Genomic DNA, 17,331 nt, shown 5'->3' with positions numbered 1-17,331 from the left:
GCTATAAATGTTTATCAAAAAACTATTTACCTTATGGTTTCTTCTTTCCATCATCGTTTGTGGTGGCTTTTTCTTTTTTGCCAATGTGCCTATTCAATATGCAGAGAAATCAAATGTTTCTTTAGCGCAACCTACTAACGATGAATTATTAGGTTATATGCAGCACTACCAATTTCTAATGAGTGATATTGCTATGGCCCTGCAAAAAGAATCTTATATCTTTTATGTAGATTATGGTGTACTGCCGAATGGAAAAATAGAGCTCCTTGTATCAATACCTGAAAAAATAGATCAGTTGTCCAAACAAAAAATAGAGGAAATGATGCTTCAATGTATTCAAAAAAATGATTTTAATCCAATATCGTTTCAAATAACAATTAAAAATCTTTATGATCCTGTGACCATGAACTCGACCAGACTTAGCTATAATGATGTTATGGCTCATTTATTTGAAGCGATGACCGCACAACAAGTTGGTTCCTTTAGCATCGACTACACGATTACATCAGAAATTGTCCACATCATCATCAATTTAACAGAAGAGAAAGATGATGTGATACAAAAGAAAGCTCGACAAGTAGCCGAAGATATCATCAAGCTTCATCAACTTGATGTACAGCAATTCCATATAGAAATACAAAATAAAATGTTTGCGTACGATAAATGAATAAAGAAATGCCAGATTTCGAGCGCTCATTTTTAAATGCGGAGCAGACCATTATGGTTTTGCTCTTTTTTTGTAGAAAGAAAGGGGAAAAAGAATGAGTAAAGTCCAAGATACTATTGCCATCATAACAGGCGCAAGTAATCCAAGAGATATAGGAACTGCCATTTGTAGAAAATTAGCGGTCGAAGGTGTACATATTTTTTTCACTCACTGGCAAGCAGACCAAAATTGGATAGACAAGTTTAAAGAAGAGATTTCTAGTGAGGGGGTCTCTTGTGAAGACTTAGCCATTGATTTATCTATTCCACTGGCGGCACAAACTATTCTGCAGACAGTCGTTGAAAAATTAGGTGTACCTTCTATATTAGTCAATAATGCGGCCCATTCTACACAGGATGGCTATTTATTGTTAGATGCTCAAATACTAGATCAACATTATGCAGTAAATATGAGATCAACATTCCTTCTTTCAGTTGAATTTGCCCGTCTTTATCAAAATGCACAATTAAAGTCAGGGAGAATCATTAATATGACGTCTGGACAGGATTTAGGTCCCATGGTTGGGGAGCTAGCCTATGTTGCAACAAAAGGGGCCATTTCCTCGTTTACAAGAACATTAGCACAAGAATTAGCTCCTATAGGAATTACTGTGAATGCAGTCAATCCCGGGCCAACCGATTCGACTTGGATGAATGATGAAATTAGAACATATTTGTTACCAAAATTTCCGATGGGACGTATAGGATCACCAGAAGATGTGGCAAAAGTGATTAGTTTTCTTGCGAGTGAAGAAGCAAAATGGTTGACAGGGCAAATCATCCATTCAGAGGGTGGATTTTTCAGAGGCTAGTAAGTTGGAAAAAATTTTGTACGAGGAGCCAAACAAGTTGATAAATGAAATAAAAGACCTAGTGATGGAGTCAAGTGAGGATGAAGTGAAGTCATTATTATTCCAGATATTACTTAGAATGAGTACGGAACAGAACGATGAAGATCTAGTAAAAGACCTGAAATCAACTTATAGTAATTTTCTTGGCTATAAAAAAGAGCAAAAAAAATCGGAAGATGCAAAAGATATTAAGGTAGTTCACGTTGTTTTCGGTGATTCTCCTTCAGGTAGTTTGAAAAACGCTCTTAGTGATATGAAGGTACTAGATGAAGAAAAGATCATCCATTTTTCGGATAAGTTTTCAGTAGGTCCCTTATGGAAATTAGAAGAAGATACGGGACTAGCACTAAGATATAAATGGTTAATGAATCATCTCAATCTGGACGAAGAGTATGTATGTAACTATCAGCAAGTTTTTAAAGAATCTCTTTTTAAGATCAAGTCTATTCCTGAACACGTAAAAATTTTTATTTGGTTTGGTGAGAACTCTGATGAACAAACGGCCTTACGATATGTCCTTTATTTACTGAAAGGAAGAACAAACAATATTATTTTAATTCATACAACTAATTTAGCAGATACTCCTATCCATACAGGTGAAATTGAACCAGATCAGTTAAAGCGGATATATGAGGAGAATAGAACATGTCTGCCTTTAACGCAAGAGGAACGAAAAAATTACGAACACGACTGGTTAACATTATCTAATAGCAAAGGGAATCTCAGAGTTTGGGAGAATAATTCTTTATACCAAGTGGCTGATGATTATTACGATGACTATATTTTACAAACGGCAAAAAAATTACAGCTTGACCGTCGGTTTATTAAATCAGCTAGACTAATAGGGGAGGTTATTGGTAATTTAAATCAAAGTATTGGAGATCCATACGTTGAATATCGATTGATACATTTAATCTTCAAAGGGGTTTTTGAAATGGAGGGAGTGCCAAAAGCGATGAGGTATTACAGTGTGAAACTTCGTGAGGTTTAATAATCAGATACCCTAGGAGGTTGAGCTACTATAAAAAAGAGAGGGGGTGTTTAGGGTGACTGTATCATTTGAAAAAGTAAGGAATTCTGTGGAAAATACATTTCATACCCTTGATTGTACAGGAGCTGCTCTCATTTTATTTCACAATAATGAGATGCAAGTGGAACAATATTGGGGGAGACAGTCAAATAAGGAAAATGTACGTTCTATTCAAGCTGATACAAAGTTTCATCTTGCTTCTTGTCGTAAAAGTTATATAGCGTTTGCTGTGGCGTTTGCAATCTTTCATGGTTATATTCAGTCTATAGATGATGAAATTTCTCTCTATCTAGCACCTGAGCATCAAAAGGAAGTTTTCAAAGGGATTACTATTCGCCATTTAGTAACGCACTCACATGGTCTTGCCTATATAAATGGGGAAGATATCCGAACTTTTGCTCCAGGCACAAATTGGGCTTACCGCGGTAGAAATATTGAGTTAATCGCAGCGATAATACAATTCGCTACAAAGCGAAATATTGCTGATATTGTCAATGAAGAAGTATTCAAACCATTAAATTTAACTGAAACAAATTGGTACAACGAATTGGATGAAACATTTGCGGAGGTCATACGAGAACAAAATGGGAAATTTTGGTCAGTGTCGTCTAATATAGATGGTAGTCAGATGAATATGTATGCATCAGCACGTGAATTTGCCCAGTGGGGGCTCCTTCACTTGAATGCAGGGAAGTATAATGGAAAACAGTTGATTCAACCAGAAATTTTAAAATTAGCAACAACCATACATAGTCCTAGTTTCCCTACTCCAAATCTTCCAGAAAATGGTTTTCTATGGTATGTAAAAGGATCGGAGCGAAAGCGTTCAGAGATTGGAGCACTTGTCCCAAAAGGAGCCTTTCAAATTTTAGGATATACAACGGTCACACTTCTCGTCATTCCGAGTGAAAAAATCGTAGCAGTTAGAGCCTTTAATAGTTTTGGATCACCGGAGGGGTATGATTACTTAGCGGATGTACGAAGTTTTGGTGATTCGATTATGGTAGAGGTCACATTTTCACCTGAAAGTTAATAGTAAAGTGGCGACCACTGACATTATCTGACTTGCTTTAAATGTATTTACTAAATGAATAAAGAAATGCCGGGTTTCGAGCGTTTATTTTTAAATGTGGAGCAGACCATTATGGTTTTGCTCTTTTTTTGTAGAAAGAAAGGGAAAAATGGGATTGAGATTACATTGAATCCCAGACTAATCATAACAAACGATTAACTTTTACTTGTAATCCTCGGTAACACAGCTGACCAAAATAAAATTCCTGCAACTAACAAAATCAAAATACCCCAAATACCCCAAATACCCCAAATACCCCAAATACCCCAAATACCCCAAAATCACTACCTCCTAACTAAACGATAGCCCATCCCACTTTCCTGTAAAGATGAATATGCACCTACCGTCTACTGTTTCACCATAAAAACCCATATGGTTGTTCAACTAAACTGCGCCGTTAGTTAAAGTGTAATTCTTCACAATCTCACCTATATGTTAACATAAATATCCAGATCTTTTAAAAGTGGTGTTCATTTATATGGCTCGATTGTGGAATAAGAAAAGATCCTGCCGATTAACACAGGATCTTTAATCAATAATTGATTACTTGTTTTTATAGCATTCTTAATTAATGAAATTCTGAGGAATACATTCACGAACACCAGAATTTCTCAATGAGTTAAATAAAGCTGCACTGATTCTTAAAATAACAAAGTTGTCAGTACCATTTTCTAATTCATAGATGACAAAGTATGAATTATCGACTGTAAAAATACATTTTCGTTCTAATTCAAATCCTGGTGGTACAGGTGGAAGTTTAAAAACTGGTACAACGACAGGTGTATCTCCTTCTTCTCTTATAAAATTGAAAGTTTGTTGGTCAATCTCATATATATTAACTGGATCAATCTCCACACCTTTATCTGGAACTGTAATTTCATCTTCAACTAATAGGAAAAAGCGCTCGTTTCGAAAATTGAAAAGACCTCTTGCTCCAATTTCAAATGATGCCATTTTATTTTCACCTCCATTCCTATAAATAAGGTATTCATATGGAATATGATTCGCTAGACTATAAGGAAGGAAGAGTAAAAAATAATTAATAGAAATATTCTTATGAGTCGGTTTCAGTAGGACTACTAAAGAAAGATACGTTGAATATATGATTTTACTATTTATTAACGAATGGTCATCTTGAATGAAAAGTCGAAGGAATTTAACTGATTTGTACACAGATAATAGCGATCGATGAAAAGAGTTTTCTATATTAATAAATGTTTTTTGTATTAGTTATAGTGAAATCCCTTCATTTTCTGTATATTTGTGTATGAGGAGGAGATTTAATGACTAGAAAATGGATGTTACCATTACTTTTATTACTAGGTGCTTTAATGGCTGCATGTAGTGAGGATCAAAAAAAAGATGGGGACGTGGAAGTAACCATTCCTGCTTTATTTTTCGAAGGACAGGACATCGATTCTGTTATTTCTAAGGCGAAAAATAGTGGAATTAAAGAAGTCATTAAGAATGATGATGGTTCTTTAACTTATAAAATGGCTAAACCAGAGCACGAAGAAATGATGAAAGGTTTAAAAGAAGGTATTTTAGCAAATGTAGATGAAATTAAAGCTAGTGATGATTTCAAATCTGTCAAAGATATTACATATAACAAATCCTTTTCAGAATTCACTCTATCTGTAAACAAAGAAGAGTTTGAAAGTAGTCTTGATACAATGGCTGCAGTCGGGCTTGCTTTAACGGGTATGTACTATCAATTATTTAATGGGGCAGACGTTGATAATTATAAAGTCACAGTAATTTATAAAGATGCATCAAGTGGAGAAGTATTTAATACGATTGTTTATCCGGATGATGTGAATAAGAAGAAATAATGTAAATAATATTTACATAAGTGTTAGTTCAGCCTTTTGACAAAAGTTGTCGAGAATTTCATACTCGATGGCTTTTGTCATTTTTTTAATTACTACAATACGCTCAATCGTTCCCTTATTTTGTTTGAATGCTTTGCCATCAAAAAAAGTCGCCCCGTCCGCTAGTAGGGGAAGAGGGCGGCTCTAGATTATGGGCAGAATTTTATGGCTTATATACGAAAAGGTCACTCAAACTTAAACGTGAGTGACTATTCGTGTTATTTATATTTTACTTCAAATCATTATGTAGCATGATAATAGGTAGCTATCTCTTTTAAGTCAGACGCTTTAAAATTAGCTACATCGATCTTATCAAAATCTCCTTTTTTGAGCAGGACAGTCATAGCAGATCCAGGATTGATGTTTCCATATGCATCTTTAAAGTTAGCTTGCCAATTGATACGGATATTGCTCAAATCCTCTATACCTTTTAATACTCTAATTAATTCAACCGTATTTTGTTGAGCATAATCTATTGCTTTCTTTTGTGTTATTGCATCGTCATTCATCATCGATAAATAATAGTAATCGCCCATGCCTTCAACAATAATGTTTCGATCACTTCCATCAGTCGTAGTAGTTCCGAATAAATCAGTAGTTATTTTGGCAATACGCTCTTCTAAAGGAATGCTTTTATCGTTTGCAATAGCCATATCGATAGCCAACTCATTCTCTGTAGTTTCAACAGGATTGGATGTTGAAGCATCTTCCTTTGCTTTTTCTTCACTACAGCCTGCCAATAATAATGTTGATAATGCTCCTATGTATAATAATTTCTTCACAGTGAAATTACCTCCTTAAATGTAATATACTACCTATTTTAGAGGATTTGTAGGTAGTTGTATATACAAAACCCCACTTTTGGGGAGTGGGGCTACTTGGAGATTTAATAAAAGGTATATGGCAATCGTTGCAATTAAAGTCTCTTTGTTGTGGGCGTAAGCCTTGAACTCAGCATCGACTTTTTTCAGGTTGTCATTTAAGAGTTCGACTACATGAAGTTTCTAAAAAAACTTCTCTGTGTCTTCAATTTTAGAAATAAGGTTAGGTATGTCTCTAAATGATAGGTTGTTTAGACAACTTTTCAAGAAGTACGTAGTCTCATTATTATTTTTATTAAATCTGGAACCTAATCGGGCGTTAATGAAACCAGTCTCTTTAAGAATAGGGTTTTCATCCAAAAATTTTGCTATTTCGTTTGATTTAACTGTATATAGTTTTATATCTTCCTTTTGATTTACATACTGACCAACTAAATAACCTACGATTGTAGAACCCTGTGTTACAACTGAAGAAATAAAGAAATCACTTAATGGATTACCTTTTTCAACTGAGTATTCTTCAGATGTTAACTTTAATAATTTTATGTAGGAGTTTGGATTTGGTAATACAATCGTTACTCCCTCAAACTCTTCAAATTTCCCTAGTGAGTCAATTTCATCTTGAGTATAGTAAATCCTTTTCTCTTCTTTAGTAATATCATCTATGCTAGTAACAGCAATCTCTTGAGAAGGTCGTGATGTATCTATATTAAATTTTTCACTAATCACTTCAGATATTGCCTCTTGAATACTCTTTACTATTAAAGGGCGAGAGGTGTTAATAAACTGTTGAGTTACCTTAAATTTAAACCGTTCTTTAATAACAAATTTGATAAAATCATCATTTGGGGATTCAAAAATTTCTTTAATTACAGATTTAAATGATTGAAAATATATTAACGATTCAGCGAGGATTTTTACTGTTTCTTCATCATATAAATTTTTAGAAAACTTAATCAGATTTTCAAAATCCTCCTCATTATGATTTATAATATTGAAGATAAAAAAGGGCTTAGAATCCATTATATTTGAGTTATTTAAATCAGTAAAAAAGTGATACTCAATCCCATTTGTTAAGATACCTAATTTGACACTAGGGAATGTACTGAAATACCTACTTAATTGTGGGGCGCTTTTATTAATTTTCATATTGATCGATTTTGCCTCAATGAAAATTCGAGGTTGCCCATTGATTGAAATAGCATAATCTACTTTTTCATTTTTTTTATGAAAATCAGCTGTGAATTCTGGAGTGACTTCTTGGGGACTATAGGTGTCGTAACCTAACCCTTTAAGCAATGGTAAAACAAGAAATTGTTTTGTAGATTCTTCGTTTTTAATTAGTTCACTATTTTCGGATATCACATTGTTTAATAATTCTATAGTTTCTTTTAAATTCATTTGTACACTCTCCCTTTGTGGTTAATACAAGGCGCAATCTTCGGAATAAAAAGAATTTCTTATTGGATTAAATCCATTTTCATATTAATAGTCAATAATTGTTGCGTAAATATACCTATAGTGTTGACAAAAAATATAACATAATTAAATAATTTTTCCAATAATAGTTCTATAACAGGACATGTTTTTGTCATGTCCTGTTAATAGAATGTTCAATAAAGCTCACCTTTTTCTTTCAATATCGCTCACATCTTATCCAGTTTCTCAAATATTTTCGATAATTTTACCAAAGATTTGTAAGTTAAATCTAGTATTGATTATTATTTTCCACATGGCATACTGAGCTATCCTAAAATTTTTTTCTTTTCTTCTAAAAATTCTTCTTCAGTTAAAATTCCTTTATCTCGTAAATTCGCAATTTTTTCTAAGTCACTATATGGATCTGCTGAGGTTGATAATTTCTTTTTATCATTAGGCAATCGATGGTTATCTTTGCTATCTTGAATTTGTTTTTGCACAACATCTATAAACTTGTTTAAACGATCATCATTTAAAATATCATCAAATGTTGCACGTAAAGCAGGAGTGAGGATTGTCAATTCTTTTTGAGCAATACCATCAGAGGCAAGTAAAACTCCTTCCATATATTTATAGTTAAAGGGTGTATATAATTGAAGATTACCAATTTTTGTTACAAAAACCACTCGCATATTTGTTGCTATCAAAAGACCTTTTTTTTCTAAATTTCCACAATCATATTCAGCTGGTAAAGAGGAGAGTACAATTTCATTGGCCAATTGCACAGTGTTTTCGAAATAATCGATTGCTGGCTTATAAAAGGTGTACTTCATCCCTCTATATAAACTAGTCCCCACATATTTCTCTCGCTGTTGAATATCCTCTTGTTTTGTACGTTCTTTTGCATCTATAACAGCTTGTCTTTCTGGAGTATTTTCAAATGTCCCCATTATCTTTTTGAAAAAGCTCATTTTGTCACCTCATATTTATTTTCCTGAAATGATTAGGTAAAAGAATAGTATATAAACATAAATAAGTAAATTTCCCAATAGTGGTGCTATTAAAGGACATGTTTATAACATGTTCTTTTCATAGTTATTATTATGTTACTTTTAGTTTTAATTAAAAATCGAATATTTGTTACTCTCCAAATAACGATTACAATTTCCCTTTATCCTTCAAAATTCCCACAGCTTACGTAGCTTTTCTAAGTTCTCTTCCTTTGATTTCGGTAGCTCCTTGTACCATTTTTCAAGAGTAGGATTGTTTGCGAAAGCCTGGAACTCTGCTTCGTCATTTTCGGTTTGGGTTTCGTCTGTAGAATTTGGTTCTAGGTAACCAGCCTTAACTATTAACTCTTTATAGTCCTAATTGTATGCTTTTGATAAAAGTTTCAGTGTTTCAGGGGTAGAGTTTACATGTTTTCCTGAACGTCTATTAAATCCTTTTTCAATAGTGTCTAAGTATGTATGACTAATACCAATACGTTTACTGGCGTTTCGTAAAGACTCACTACCTCTTAATTCATTCAGCAATTCACCTAGTGTGTTTTCATGTAATCACCACCTGTAATACATACTTTACAATACTTTAAATAATTTATGTATTTATTTAACTAAAATAAATGTTAATCATTGTTGACAATTAATTGTATTACACCAAGAGCACAGTAGGTGTTATTCTTGGTTACCAAACTAAGGGATATAAGAATAAAAACAGGGATGTCAGTTTCAACTGGCTCGAAAATCTGGTACAACACGTTAAACGATTACAAATATTAAACTTTATGGACAAGAACCTGGTATTAAATTAGCATTACAGATTGTTCAAACTTTAAATAAGATTGTCATTCAGGCTAATGAGGATGAACCAACCCTATCAATGGCTGATAAAGCATGTGTCATCGCGTCACTACAAGTCATAATTGAAGATGACAAAAAGCAGGGACGCGAAGTGAAACGTGGATCTCGAAATGGTAAGAAGAGTTAAAAATTAGATAATTATGCTAGATAGCTATAGAGTAATCTCTTCTTATTATGTATATTTGTGTATAAGGAGGGGGATTATGAAGAAAATTTTAATACTTATATTCACTGTAGTTATAACAATGAGTATATCTACTACAGCTTTCGCAATCGACGTATTTTACCAAAATAAAAAAGTGGAAATGGACGTGCAACCAAAAGTTGTTAATGGTAGTACATTAGTTCCGATACGTGCTATCAATACCGCTTTAAAAGGCGAAACAAAATGGAATCAATCCAAACAACAGGTGGAAATTGTTAAAGATGGCCATAAAATAATTTTAGAGATTGGGAAAAATAGTGCATTAGTTGATGCTAAGGTTGTAAACTTAATAGCGCCTGCACAAGTAATATCGAATCGTACTTATGTGCCTTTACGCTTTATATCTGAATATTTTGGGCACGATGTTATATGGGATAGTGCCACCCAGAGCATTTTAATCGATACAGATATAGCTATAATTGACAAACAAGCATACGTTTCAACTCAGTTTGATACTATCATTGATATAAATAGTATTGATTTCGGAAAAATTTATGAAGTCAATGGAACAGGGAAATATTCTGATTATAAAAAGTTAATTGGCTATCCATATGAAAATCTTTATTCTATTTACTATACTGGAAACTCTTCTTCTTACAGTGTTACCTATGAAGATTTAAAGCCGAAAGATTTGAAAGAGAAAATCAGTTGGATATACGATGGGAAAACTTATACTCATACAAGAAGTCAACTATATAGTTTTTTCTCAGATATTACTACCCTAGAGCGTTTATTGGGGCAGAATGACGGTATAATAAATCAAAATTGGTTAGCAAAAACATTCGGTGAAACATACCGGGATTGGTTTACCCAAGGTTTATATTCACAAGAAGCCACTAGAATAGTTGATAGATATCTAGAAGTTAAAGAAGGTATTAATATTATGGATAGAGATCCATTTAATGATATTGATTTAGAAAACATAGAACCCAATGAATGGATTTCATTGAAGGAGTTTCATATGAATTCAGAGGGAATGGATTTCTCTGCACATGCAAAACGAGTAGGGGATAAAACCGTTTTAATAATGGCTTTCTCAATAATTAGCCCTCTTACTGGCACTGTTGAAAAAGTAATATACGAAGTTCCAGATATGCCTATAGATTATCTGGATAATGAAAAAGATATTGAAAATACTTTTAACGGAATACGATTTAAAAATTATAATGGAGATACTTACATTAACCGAGAAGATTTAAAAAATAAAGGCATTTTATAATTTGCAACTAAAGAACACCAAAACAGTGATTTTATGGTGTTCTTTTTATTTATGCCAAAAAGAGGTGAGATCATGGCAACAATTTACACTGCGATACAAATTGAAAATCGTTTGAGTCAACCTATTAGGGCTATGCACAAAAGCTTGCATTAGCTGAATCAGCAGAGGCATAACAACAAGAAAAAATAGAAAATTAATTAGCTATTGTAGAATGGGCGGAATTAATAGCAACTAAAGAGGTTATATAATGAATGTTGTGGCGGGAGGCTGTACAAATATTATTCGATAACGAAAACAAGTAGTCGTAGCATTAAGCTAGCGTTATTATTTATACATTAATCTAAACTATTAACATTTTTGAAGAACTATTAACATTCATCAGTATATTTTCATAGATTTATTTATATAATTAATAGTGGGGAAATAAGTACTATATTTACTGCTGACGGATCGCCGTATGCGATGAAAGTCGCCCGTGCGGTGAAGGCTCGTTATAAAACATAGAGACAGAGAAGGATAAGGCGAGAATAGCAATGTAGCTCCACAAATAACAAGTATTTATATCTATAAGGATATTAACAATTTGTACACTAAGGCAGAAATAAAGTTTTCACAGCCTGTTCAAGATTCGACTGTAGTGGCAGGGGAATTTCAATTTGGAGATATTTCAAACCAATATTTTATGGGTTCTTCATTTAATACTTTACGCCCAAACCTACCATCTACACCAGAACAAATAAATGATGAGTTTATTACTGTAGAGTTTACACCAAAAACTACAGTGGCTACAGTAAAATATACTAAGGGATCCTTAAAAGGTATAAATGGAGTAGAGGTTGAATCACAATCTGTGACACCAGTGGTAGAATAAGGTGAAATATTATGAAATATCAACAGAATATTGAACAAGAATGGTTAATTGATGAACAAGAAAATTCATTAAATATTGTCGTTACTACTAAAGTAAGTAGTTCAAAGCTAGTAGAACTGTTAGCTCATTTTGCAGCTGAATATGGAACAAGTAATAAGGATATCTATGTCCAAGTATCTGAAGTACAATTTTCTAAGGACAATGAGGTAGCTGCAGATAAATGGAAGAAGGAAATATCCCAGCATGTTTTTATACTGGATGCTTTGAAAACCAAAGACCTGCCAATCTTTAGTCGCAATCATTTAAAAGAAGGATTTACTGTTCATTCAATTCAAGAGTTAACACCACAAGAGGTTGATTTTATTCAAAAGGGTGAAAATGTTTGGTTTCCAACTAGATACCATCCACTTTGTTATGAAACAATAGCAGATAATAGCTTGATTTTACGCCGACATAATGAGTTAATAGGCTGGTGTGTTGTGTTACCATCTACGAATCAATTGCTGATGTATGATAATCTTTTCGTTAAAGAAAGATATCAATCATTGGGAAGAAGCTTGTCATTGTTTTGGCACGCTATATCGATACAATTAAAGAGAACACCAATGAAGTATCTTACATTTGTAGTAGATGGGGAAAATGAAAAGATGTTAAAAGTCTTGCAAAATAAAGTTCATGTTCCACTAGTTGACTATCAAAAAGTGACTGTGTTTAAATTAATGAAGACTGATTAAAAATGGGCATAAACTGTAATAATAAAATTAATTTCTGTTAAGGATGCGTCAGATTGACGTGTCCTTTTTTATGCCTTTCACATTCATCTGTGGAGGGCTGTTTTTATACAACAAGACTAAAGCAAGGCACTGTGCCTAGTTGCGCTAAAAACTAATTATAAATGTAATTATGGAAAGCTTGATAAAATGTTAAGATTAAAGGATAGATTAGGAGGGGAATAAAGTGATTTCATTAAAACCTATGAACCACGAAGAGTTCAAACAATATATTAGTTATGCAATTGAAGACTATGCAAAAGACAAAATCGCTTCCGGAAATTGGAGTGAAGATGAAGCAATTGACTTGTCGAGGGAATCATTTGAACGACTACTACCCAATGGTGAGAAGACCGAAAATAATCATTTATCGTCTATCTTCCATGACGATATTTTAGTTGGAATGATTTGGATTTCGCAAAAAGCCCCTAATGAAGGTTTTATTTATGATTTTGTGATTTTTGAACAATATCAAGGGCAAGGGTATGGCAAGAAAGCAATGAAAGAAGCTGAAATTATTGCTAAACAGTTAGGTATGAATAAAATTGGTTTAAACGTTTTTGGTCATAATAAAATAGCTCGTGGGTTATATGAAAAAATGGGTTATGAAATTACGAATATAACAATGGCCAAAACAATTTGATTTTGTAAGTAAATGCCCGTTATCTAAATTGGTAATGGGCATTTTTATGTTTTTATTTACTGCCTATCTTACTTCTTTATGTAAAACCAGAAAATCTTTAAGTGACCAAATGAAGAAAAGAAATGGTAAACCAGTGATTAATAAAAATCCTAAAATGAATGAAACCATAGGGATTTCTCCGCTATCAGTTGCCATAACACCGATAAAAAGCCCTAATGGACTAGTCGCACAGAAAATCAAGAAATTGGTCACGCACGTAAATTCGTAATACTTTAAGGTGGATTCTTTAGGTTCTTTTTTTCTGAAAAAGAAGTAAAAGATAATTTGATAAAGAATCATTGCAACGTGATTTCTCAGTAAATGAACGTTTGAAAATGAGTACAGTTTATTTACCAATCCTTGAAAGATTACTTAAAGAAATAACCCATGATTATTAAAAGTTTGGCAAAGAGAAAATAAGATTATTTAAAGTAGAAAAGATTGGCGAGTATTTTAGGTGGATAAATTATTAATCAGTCATTTGAATAATCAACAGGCACTCGAATGAGGCCTATTTTTTATGTGCAAAAAAAGTCACTCGATTGAGTGACTACAGGCTGTAGACAAACTCAAAAAATTCGAGAGTTTGCCTATAGTCTTTTTTCTTTTACAATAAAATAAAGTAAAGCCGTTGATTTCCACTACGGGCGGACGCTTTCCGCGGGCGGGGTCGAGCTGCTTCCCTCGCTCCGCTCAGTCCAGGATCTCGACTTTCCCGCTTTTCCCGCAGGAGTCGCCGCCCTTCGTTCCAATCAACTTCTACATAAAGTACTCCATCTACATAGGGTGTTGAAAAGTAAATTTTTGAGGTGATAAACGATGATGACGAAGAATTAAACCAATGAACGAGAACAATTAGAAATGTTAACGATTGATCAATTAGTTCCCAACGATCATTTAGTGCGAAAACTAGAGGCTGCTATTGATTTTTCATTTATCTATCCTTTAGTAGAACATCTCTATTCACCTAATGGGCGTCCTAGTATTGATCCTGTTGTTCTCTTTAAAATGACATTTATTCAGTACGTTTTTGGTATTCGGTCCATGCGTCAAACCATCAAAGAAATTGAAACGAATATGGCGTATCGTTGGTTTTTAGGATTTGGCTTCCATACAGAAGTCCCGCATTTCTCTACCTTCGGTAAAAATTATGTCCGTCGCTTTCAAGACACCGCTATATTTGAACAGATCTTCTATCGTATATTAAAAGAGATTATGCATCAGGGACTCCTCCATGCAGACCATCTATTTATTGATTCTACGCATGTGAAAGCGAGTGCGAATAAACGGAAGAAGTATGATAAAAAGGTTGTGCGAAAAGAAACACGGGCATATGAAGAAAAACTTCAATTAGAGTTAAATATAGATCGTGAAGAACACGGAAAAAAGTCCTTTCCCCCGGAGAAGTTTGAAAAGGAAGAATGGAAAGAAATAAAGGAAAGTACGACAGATCCTGAAAGTGGCTATTACGTGAAGGATGAACGTACGAAGCAGTTTGCATATTCCTTCCATGTTGCGACAGATGAAAAGGGCTTTGTCTTAGGTGCCATTGTGACTCCGGGAAATGTACACGATAGCCATGTATTGCAGCCACTTGTTGAAAGGGTCATTCAAAACGTTCAAAAGCCATTAGCTGTTGCGGCAGATGCAGCCTATAAAACACCAGCGATTACGAACTTTTTGTTAGAGAATCAAATGTTGCCTGTTCTTCCGTATACACGTCCTAAAACGAAAGATGGACTCTTCCGAAAGCACGAGTATACATATGACGAGCACTATAATTGTTATCTTTGCCCACAAGGGCAGATATTGAAGTATGCGACAACGACGAAGGAAGGATATCGCCAATATAAATCGAATCCTTTGATTTGTGCGAAGTGTCCAAGCCTTTCCCAATGTACAGAAAGTAAGCATCATCAAAAACTCATTCAACGTCATATTTGGGAGTCGTATGTGGAGGAAGCTGAACATTTACGCCATTCCTATGACATCAAACAGATTTATGCAAAGCGCAAAGAAACGATTGAGCGTGTCTTTGCGGATGCAAAAGAAAAGCATGGTATGCGATGGACAACCTTAAGAGGTCTAAAAAAATTGTCCATGCAGGCGATGCTTACTTTTGCTGCCATGAATTTAAAGAAACTGGCTACTTGGACGTGGCAAGTAGCTTAAAAGAGCAACTATACTCGAAGAGTAAGTTAAATTTGGTAGTATATTACCAAATGTTAAAGATAAAATAGGAAGAAAAATGACAAAAGCCATCGAGAATGAACTTCTCGATAGCTTTTGTCTACAGTCTGAAGTCACTCGATTGAGTGACTAGTATTAATGATTTTTAATAAGTAATTATAAACAGTACATAATAATCCATAAGTAAAAGGTACTGTAAATAAAATTTTTTCTTCTATATAATAAAATAGTTCTTGTCCAAAATTTTTTACATTTACAGTTTTACTAAATGGGGTACCTTTTTTAAAAAACTACGAGTACCACAGTAAGTGCCCAGTTAAATACATTTAAATACACTTAGTTAGATAGGTATAGAAACCCTTATAAAAACAAACCCTTTTTATTATGCACATCAAAAAATTAAAAACATCAGGATAGCAACCAAGGTCATAAGTTATGCTTATCAGTATATTTTTCTAAACCCCTTGATACTAAAGGGGTTAGGGGAGGTAAGTATAAACTGTACCCCAATCCGTACCCCAATTTTAATTGTTTATAGAGATTTATCAAAATTTAAGATTTGGTTCATCACTTGCATGGCCTGTTTTTCTCTTTCAGCAAAAGAATGCGCATATGTTTTTAGCAATGTTGAATTAGTCATGCCGAGAATTTTTGCAACTGTTGTAGGTGGTGTTCCTGAAGCGATAGAGATAGTAGCAAATGTATGTCTCAAGCCATGCGGAGAAATTAATTTTACACCATAAATCTCATGCCTTTGTATCAAAGTTAATCTGGCAGCCTCCTGATTTAAAGGTTTACAAGTATTACTGATAAAAACTAAGTCATCATCTTGATGTTGTTTCCCATAGGCTAGTTTTTTTTCAATACACCATTTCCTAAATCGCTCTAACTGCTTTGCTAAATCATCTGTCATATCAATGGAACGTATACTATTAATTGTTTTTGCAGATCTTTCCCCATAAAAATCGCGAGTTCGACTAATATAAATAATTTTTTTTGTAAAATCCACTTCAGACCATCGTAGAGCCTTCGCTTCTCCTCGTCTCATCCCTGTAGCAGCTAGAAGTGCTATTAAAGTATATCTTGAAATATCACAAGATTGTCTAATGCAGTTTAACAAATGTGTTAACTCAGTCGGTGTTAAATAATTTCCTTCAACTTCATCATTATTTTGTTTCTCCACACGTGGTAACTCAGCCTTCGCTATTCGATTTTTATCGATTATTTCATCTTCCACCGCTGCATTTATGCAGCCTATAAAAAAATTATGATATGTTGCAATGCTTTTTGGGGCAGCAATAGGTATTAATCTATCAATAAATTGTGATTGATAGATGCTTTTTGTAAGTCGAGAAAGTTTAAATTGCCCAATAAAAGGCTTTATAAAAGAGTCAATAATATTACGATATGTTTTAGGTGTAGTTCCTTTCCACTTTGATTTTTTTCGATCATAATATAAGTCTACCCAATGTGAGACGGTCACGTTATCATTTAGCGCAATCTTTTCTCCTCCATTTAAAATTGTACCTTTTAAAGCAATTAGAGCTTTTTCAGCTTCAAGTATAGTGTCAAAATTATATTTCGATTTCTCTCTACGTTTACTGTTATGATCGTAGTATTTGTAACGATATGCGTATTTCTTTTTTTTATCGGTATCAATATACCAATATATGTCCTCTTTTTTTGTTGCATTTAGTTTGTATCTAGCCATTTTCGTCCACTTCCTATCTAACTGACCCGGACAGGTACATAAATTAGAGTTT

15 protein-coding genes are annotated in these 17,331 nt (G+C 33.7%); 10 read left to right on the top strand and 5 right to left on the bottom strand.

All coding sequences use genetic code 11. From position 1 onward, the window contains the following. The first annotated feature begins 7 nt into the window (after positions 1-7). The 4 genes from PI85_RS21925 to PI85_RS21910 all read left to right on the top strand — a co-directional run bounded on the left by PI85_RS21925 (position 8) and on the right by PI85_RS21910 (position 3,619). Positions 8-667, top strand: coding sequence for a hypothetical protein (locus PI85_RS21925; protein WP_036126293.1), 660 nt, complete (start codon positions 8-10; stop codon positions 665-667). A 94-nt stretch (positions 668-761) separates the two neighbouring features. After that, on the top strand, positions 762-1,517 hold the full coding sequence (locus tag PI85_RS21920) for an SDR family oxidoreductase (protein WP_036126292.1): 756 nt from the start codon (positions 762-764) through the stop codon (positions 1,515-1,517). Between the two features lie 37 nt (positions 1,518-1,554). Next, complete coding sequence (locus PI85_RS21915) at positions 1,555-2,547, top strand: DUF1835 domain-containing protein (protein ID WP_036126290.1); 993 nt, start codon at positions 1,555-1,557, stop codon at positions 2,545-2,547. A 55-nt stretch (positions 2,548-2,602) separates the two neighbouring features. Continuing rightward, complete coding sequence (locus tag PI85_RS21910; RefSeq protein ID WP_036126288.1) at positions 2,603-3,619, top strand: serine hydrolase; 1,017 nt, start codon at positions 2,603-2,605, stop codon at positions 3,617-3,619. Positions 3,620-4,222: 603 nt separating this feature from the next. Here PI85_RS21910 and PI85_RS21905 read toward each other — a convergent pair. Next, complete coding sequence (locus PI85_RS21905; protein WP_036126286.1) at positions 4,223-4,612, bottom strand: hypothetical protein; 390 nt, start codon at positions 4,610-4,612, stop codon at positions 4,223-4,225. Positions 4,613-4,941: 329 nt separating this feature from the next. Here PI85_RS21905 and PI85_RS21900 point away from each other — a divergent pair, with 329 nt between their 5' ends. Then, on the top strand, positions 4,942-5,490 hold the full coding sequence (locus PI85_RS21900) for a hypothetical protein (protein WP_036126284.1): 549 nt from the start codon (positions 4,942-4,944) through the stop codon (positions 5,488-5,490). Positions 5,491-5,771: 281 nt separating this feature from the next. Here the strand turns inward: PI85_RS21900 and PI85_RS21895 are convergent, their stop codons facing one another. The 3 genes from PI85_RS21895 to PI85_RS24755 all read right to left on the bottom strand — a co-directional run bounded on the left by PI85_RS21895 (position 5,772) and on the right by PI85_RS24755 (position 8,740). Further along, positions 5,772-6,311 carry a hypothetical protein gene (locus PI85_RS21895; protein WP_036126281.1) on the bottom strand — a complete coding sequence of 180 codons (540 nt, stop codon included), beginning with the start codon at positions 6,309-6,311 and terminating at the stop codon, positions 5,772-5,774. Positions 6,312-6,533: 222 nt separating this feature from the next. Beyond that, positions 6,534-7,751, bottom strand: coding sequence for a type I restriction endonuclease (locus PI85_RS21890; RefSeq protein WP_036126279.1), 1,218 nt, complete (start codon positions 7,749-7,751; stop codon positions 6,534-6,536). A gap of 344 nt (positions 7,752-8,095) precedes the next feature. After that, positions 8,096-8,740, bottom strand: coding sequence for an SHOCT domain-containing protein (locus tag PI85_RS24755; RefSeq protein ID WP_036126278.1), 645 nt, complete (start codon positions 8,738-8,740; stop codon positions 8,096-8,098). A 1,094-nt stretch (positions 8,741-9,834) separates the two neighbouring features. Here PI85_RS24755 and PI85_RS21880 point away from each other — a divergent pair. From PI85_RS21880 to PI85_RS21855, 5 genes are all read left to right on the top strand, one after another. Next, a complete protein-coding gene (locus PI85_RS21880) occupies positions 9,835-11,055 on the top strand; it encodes a stalk domain-containing protein (RefSeq protein ID WP_036126275.1) in 1,221 nt (406 codons plus the stop codon). Positions 11,056-11,638: 583 nt separating this feature from the next. Continuing rightward, entirely contained in the window at positions 11,639-11,926 is a 288-nt protein-coding gene (locus PI85_RS21875; RefSeq protein WP_036126274.1) for a hypothetical protein, read from the top strand. An 11-nt stretch (positions 11,927-11,937) separates the two neighbouring features. After that, positions 11,938-12,660 carry a hypothetical protein gene (locus tag PI85_RS21870; protein ID WP_036126272.1) on the top strand — a complete coding sequence of 241 codons (723 nt, stop codon included), beginning with the start codon at positions 11,938-11,940 and terminating at the stop codon, positions 12,658-12,660. Between the two features lie 223 nt (positions 12,661-12,883). After that, positions 12,884-13,339, top strand: coding sequence for a GNAT family N-acetyltransferase (locus PI85_RS21865; protein ID WP_036126269.1), 456 nt, complete (start codon positions 12,884-12,886; stop codon positions 13,337-13,339). A 900-nt stretch (positions 13,340-14,239) separates the two neighbouring features. Further along, positions 14,240-15,550, top strand: coding sequence for an IS1182-like element ISBsp5 family transposase (locus PI85_RS21855; protein WP_235318527.1), 1,311 nt, complete (start codon positions 14,240-14,242; stop codon positions 15,548-15,550). Positions 15,551-16,100: 550 nt separating this feature from the next. Here the strand turns inward: PI85_RS21855 and PI85_RS21850 are convergent. Then, a complete protein-coding gene (locus tag PI85_RS21850) occupies positions 16,101-17,279 on the bottom strand; it encodes a site-specific integrase (protein WP_042737456.1) in 1,179 nt (392 codons plus the stop codon). Positions 17,280-17,331 lie beyond the last annotated feature (52 nt).

This window comes from Lysinibacillus sp. A1, from assembly GCF_000801965.1.
GTDB lineage: Bacteria > Bacillota > Bacilli > Bacillales_A > Planococcaceae > Lysinibacillus > Lysinibacillus fusiformis.
This window is presented reverse-complemented; position numbering and strand designations above follow the sequence as displayed.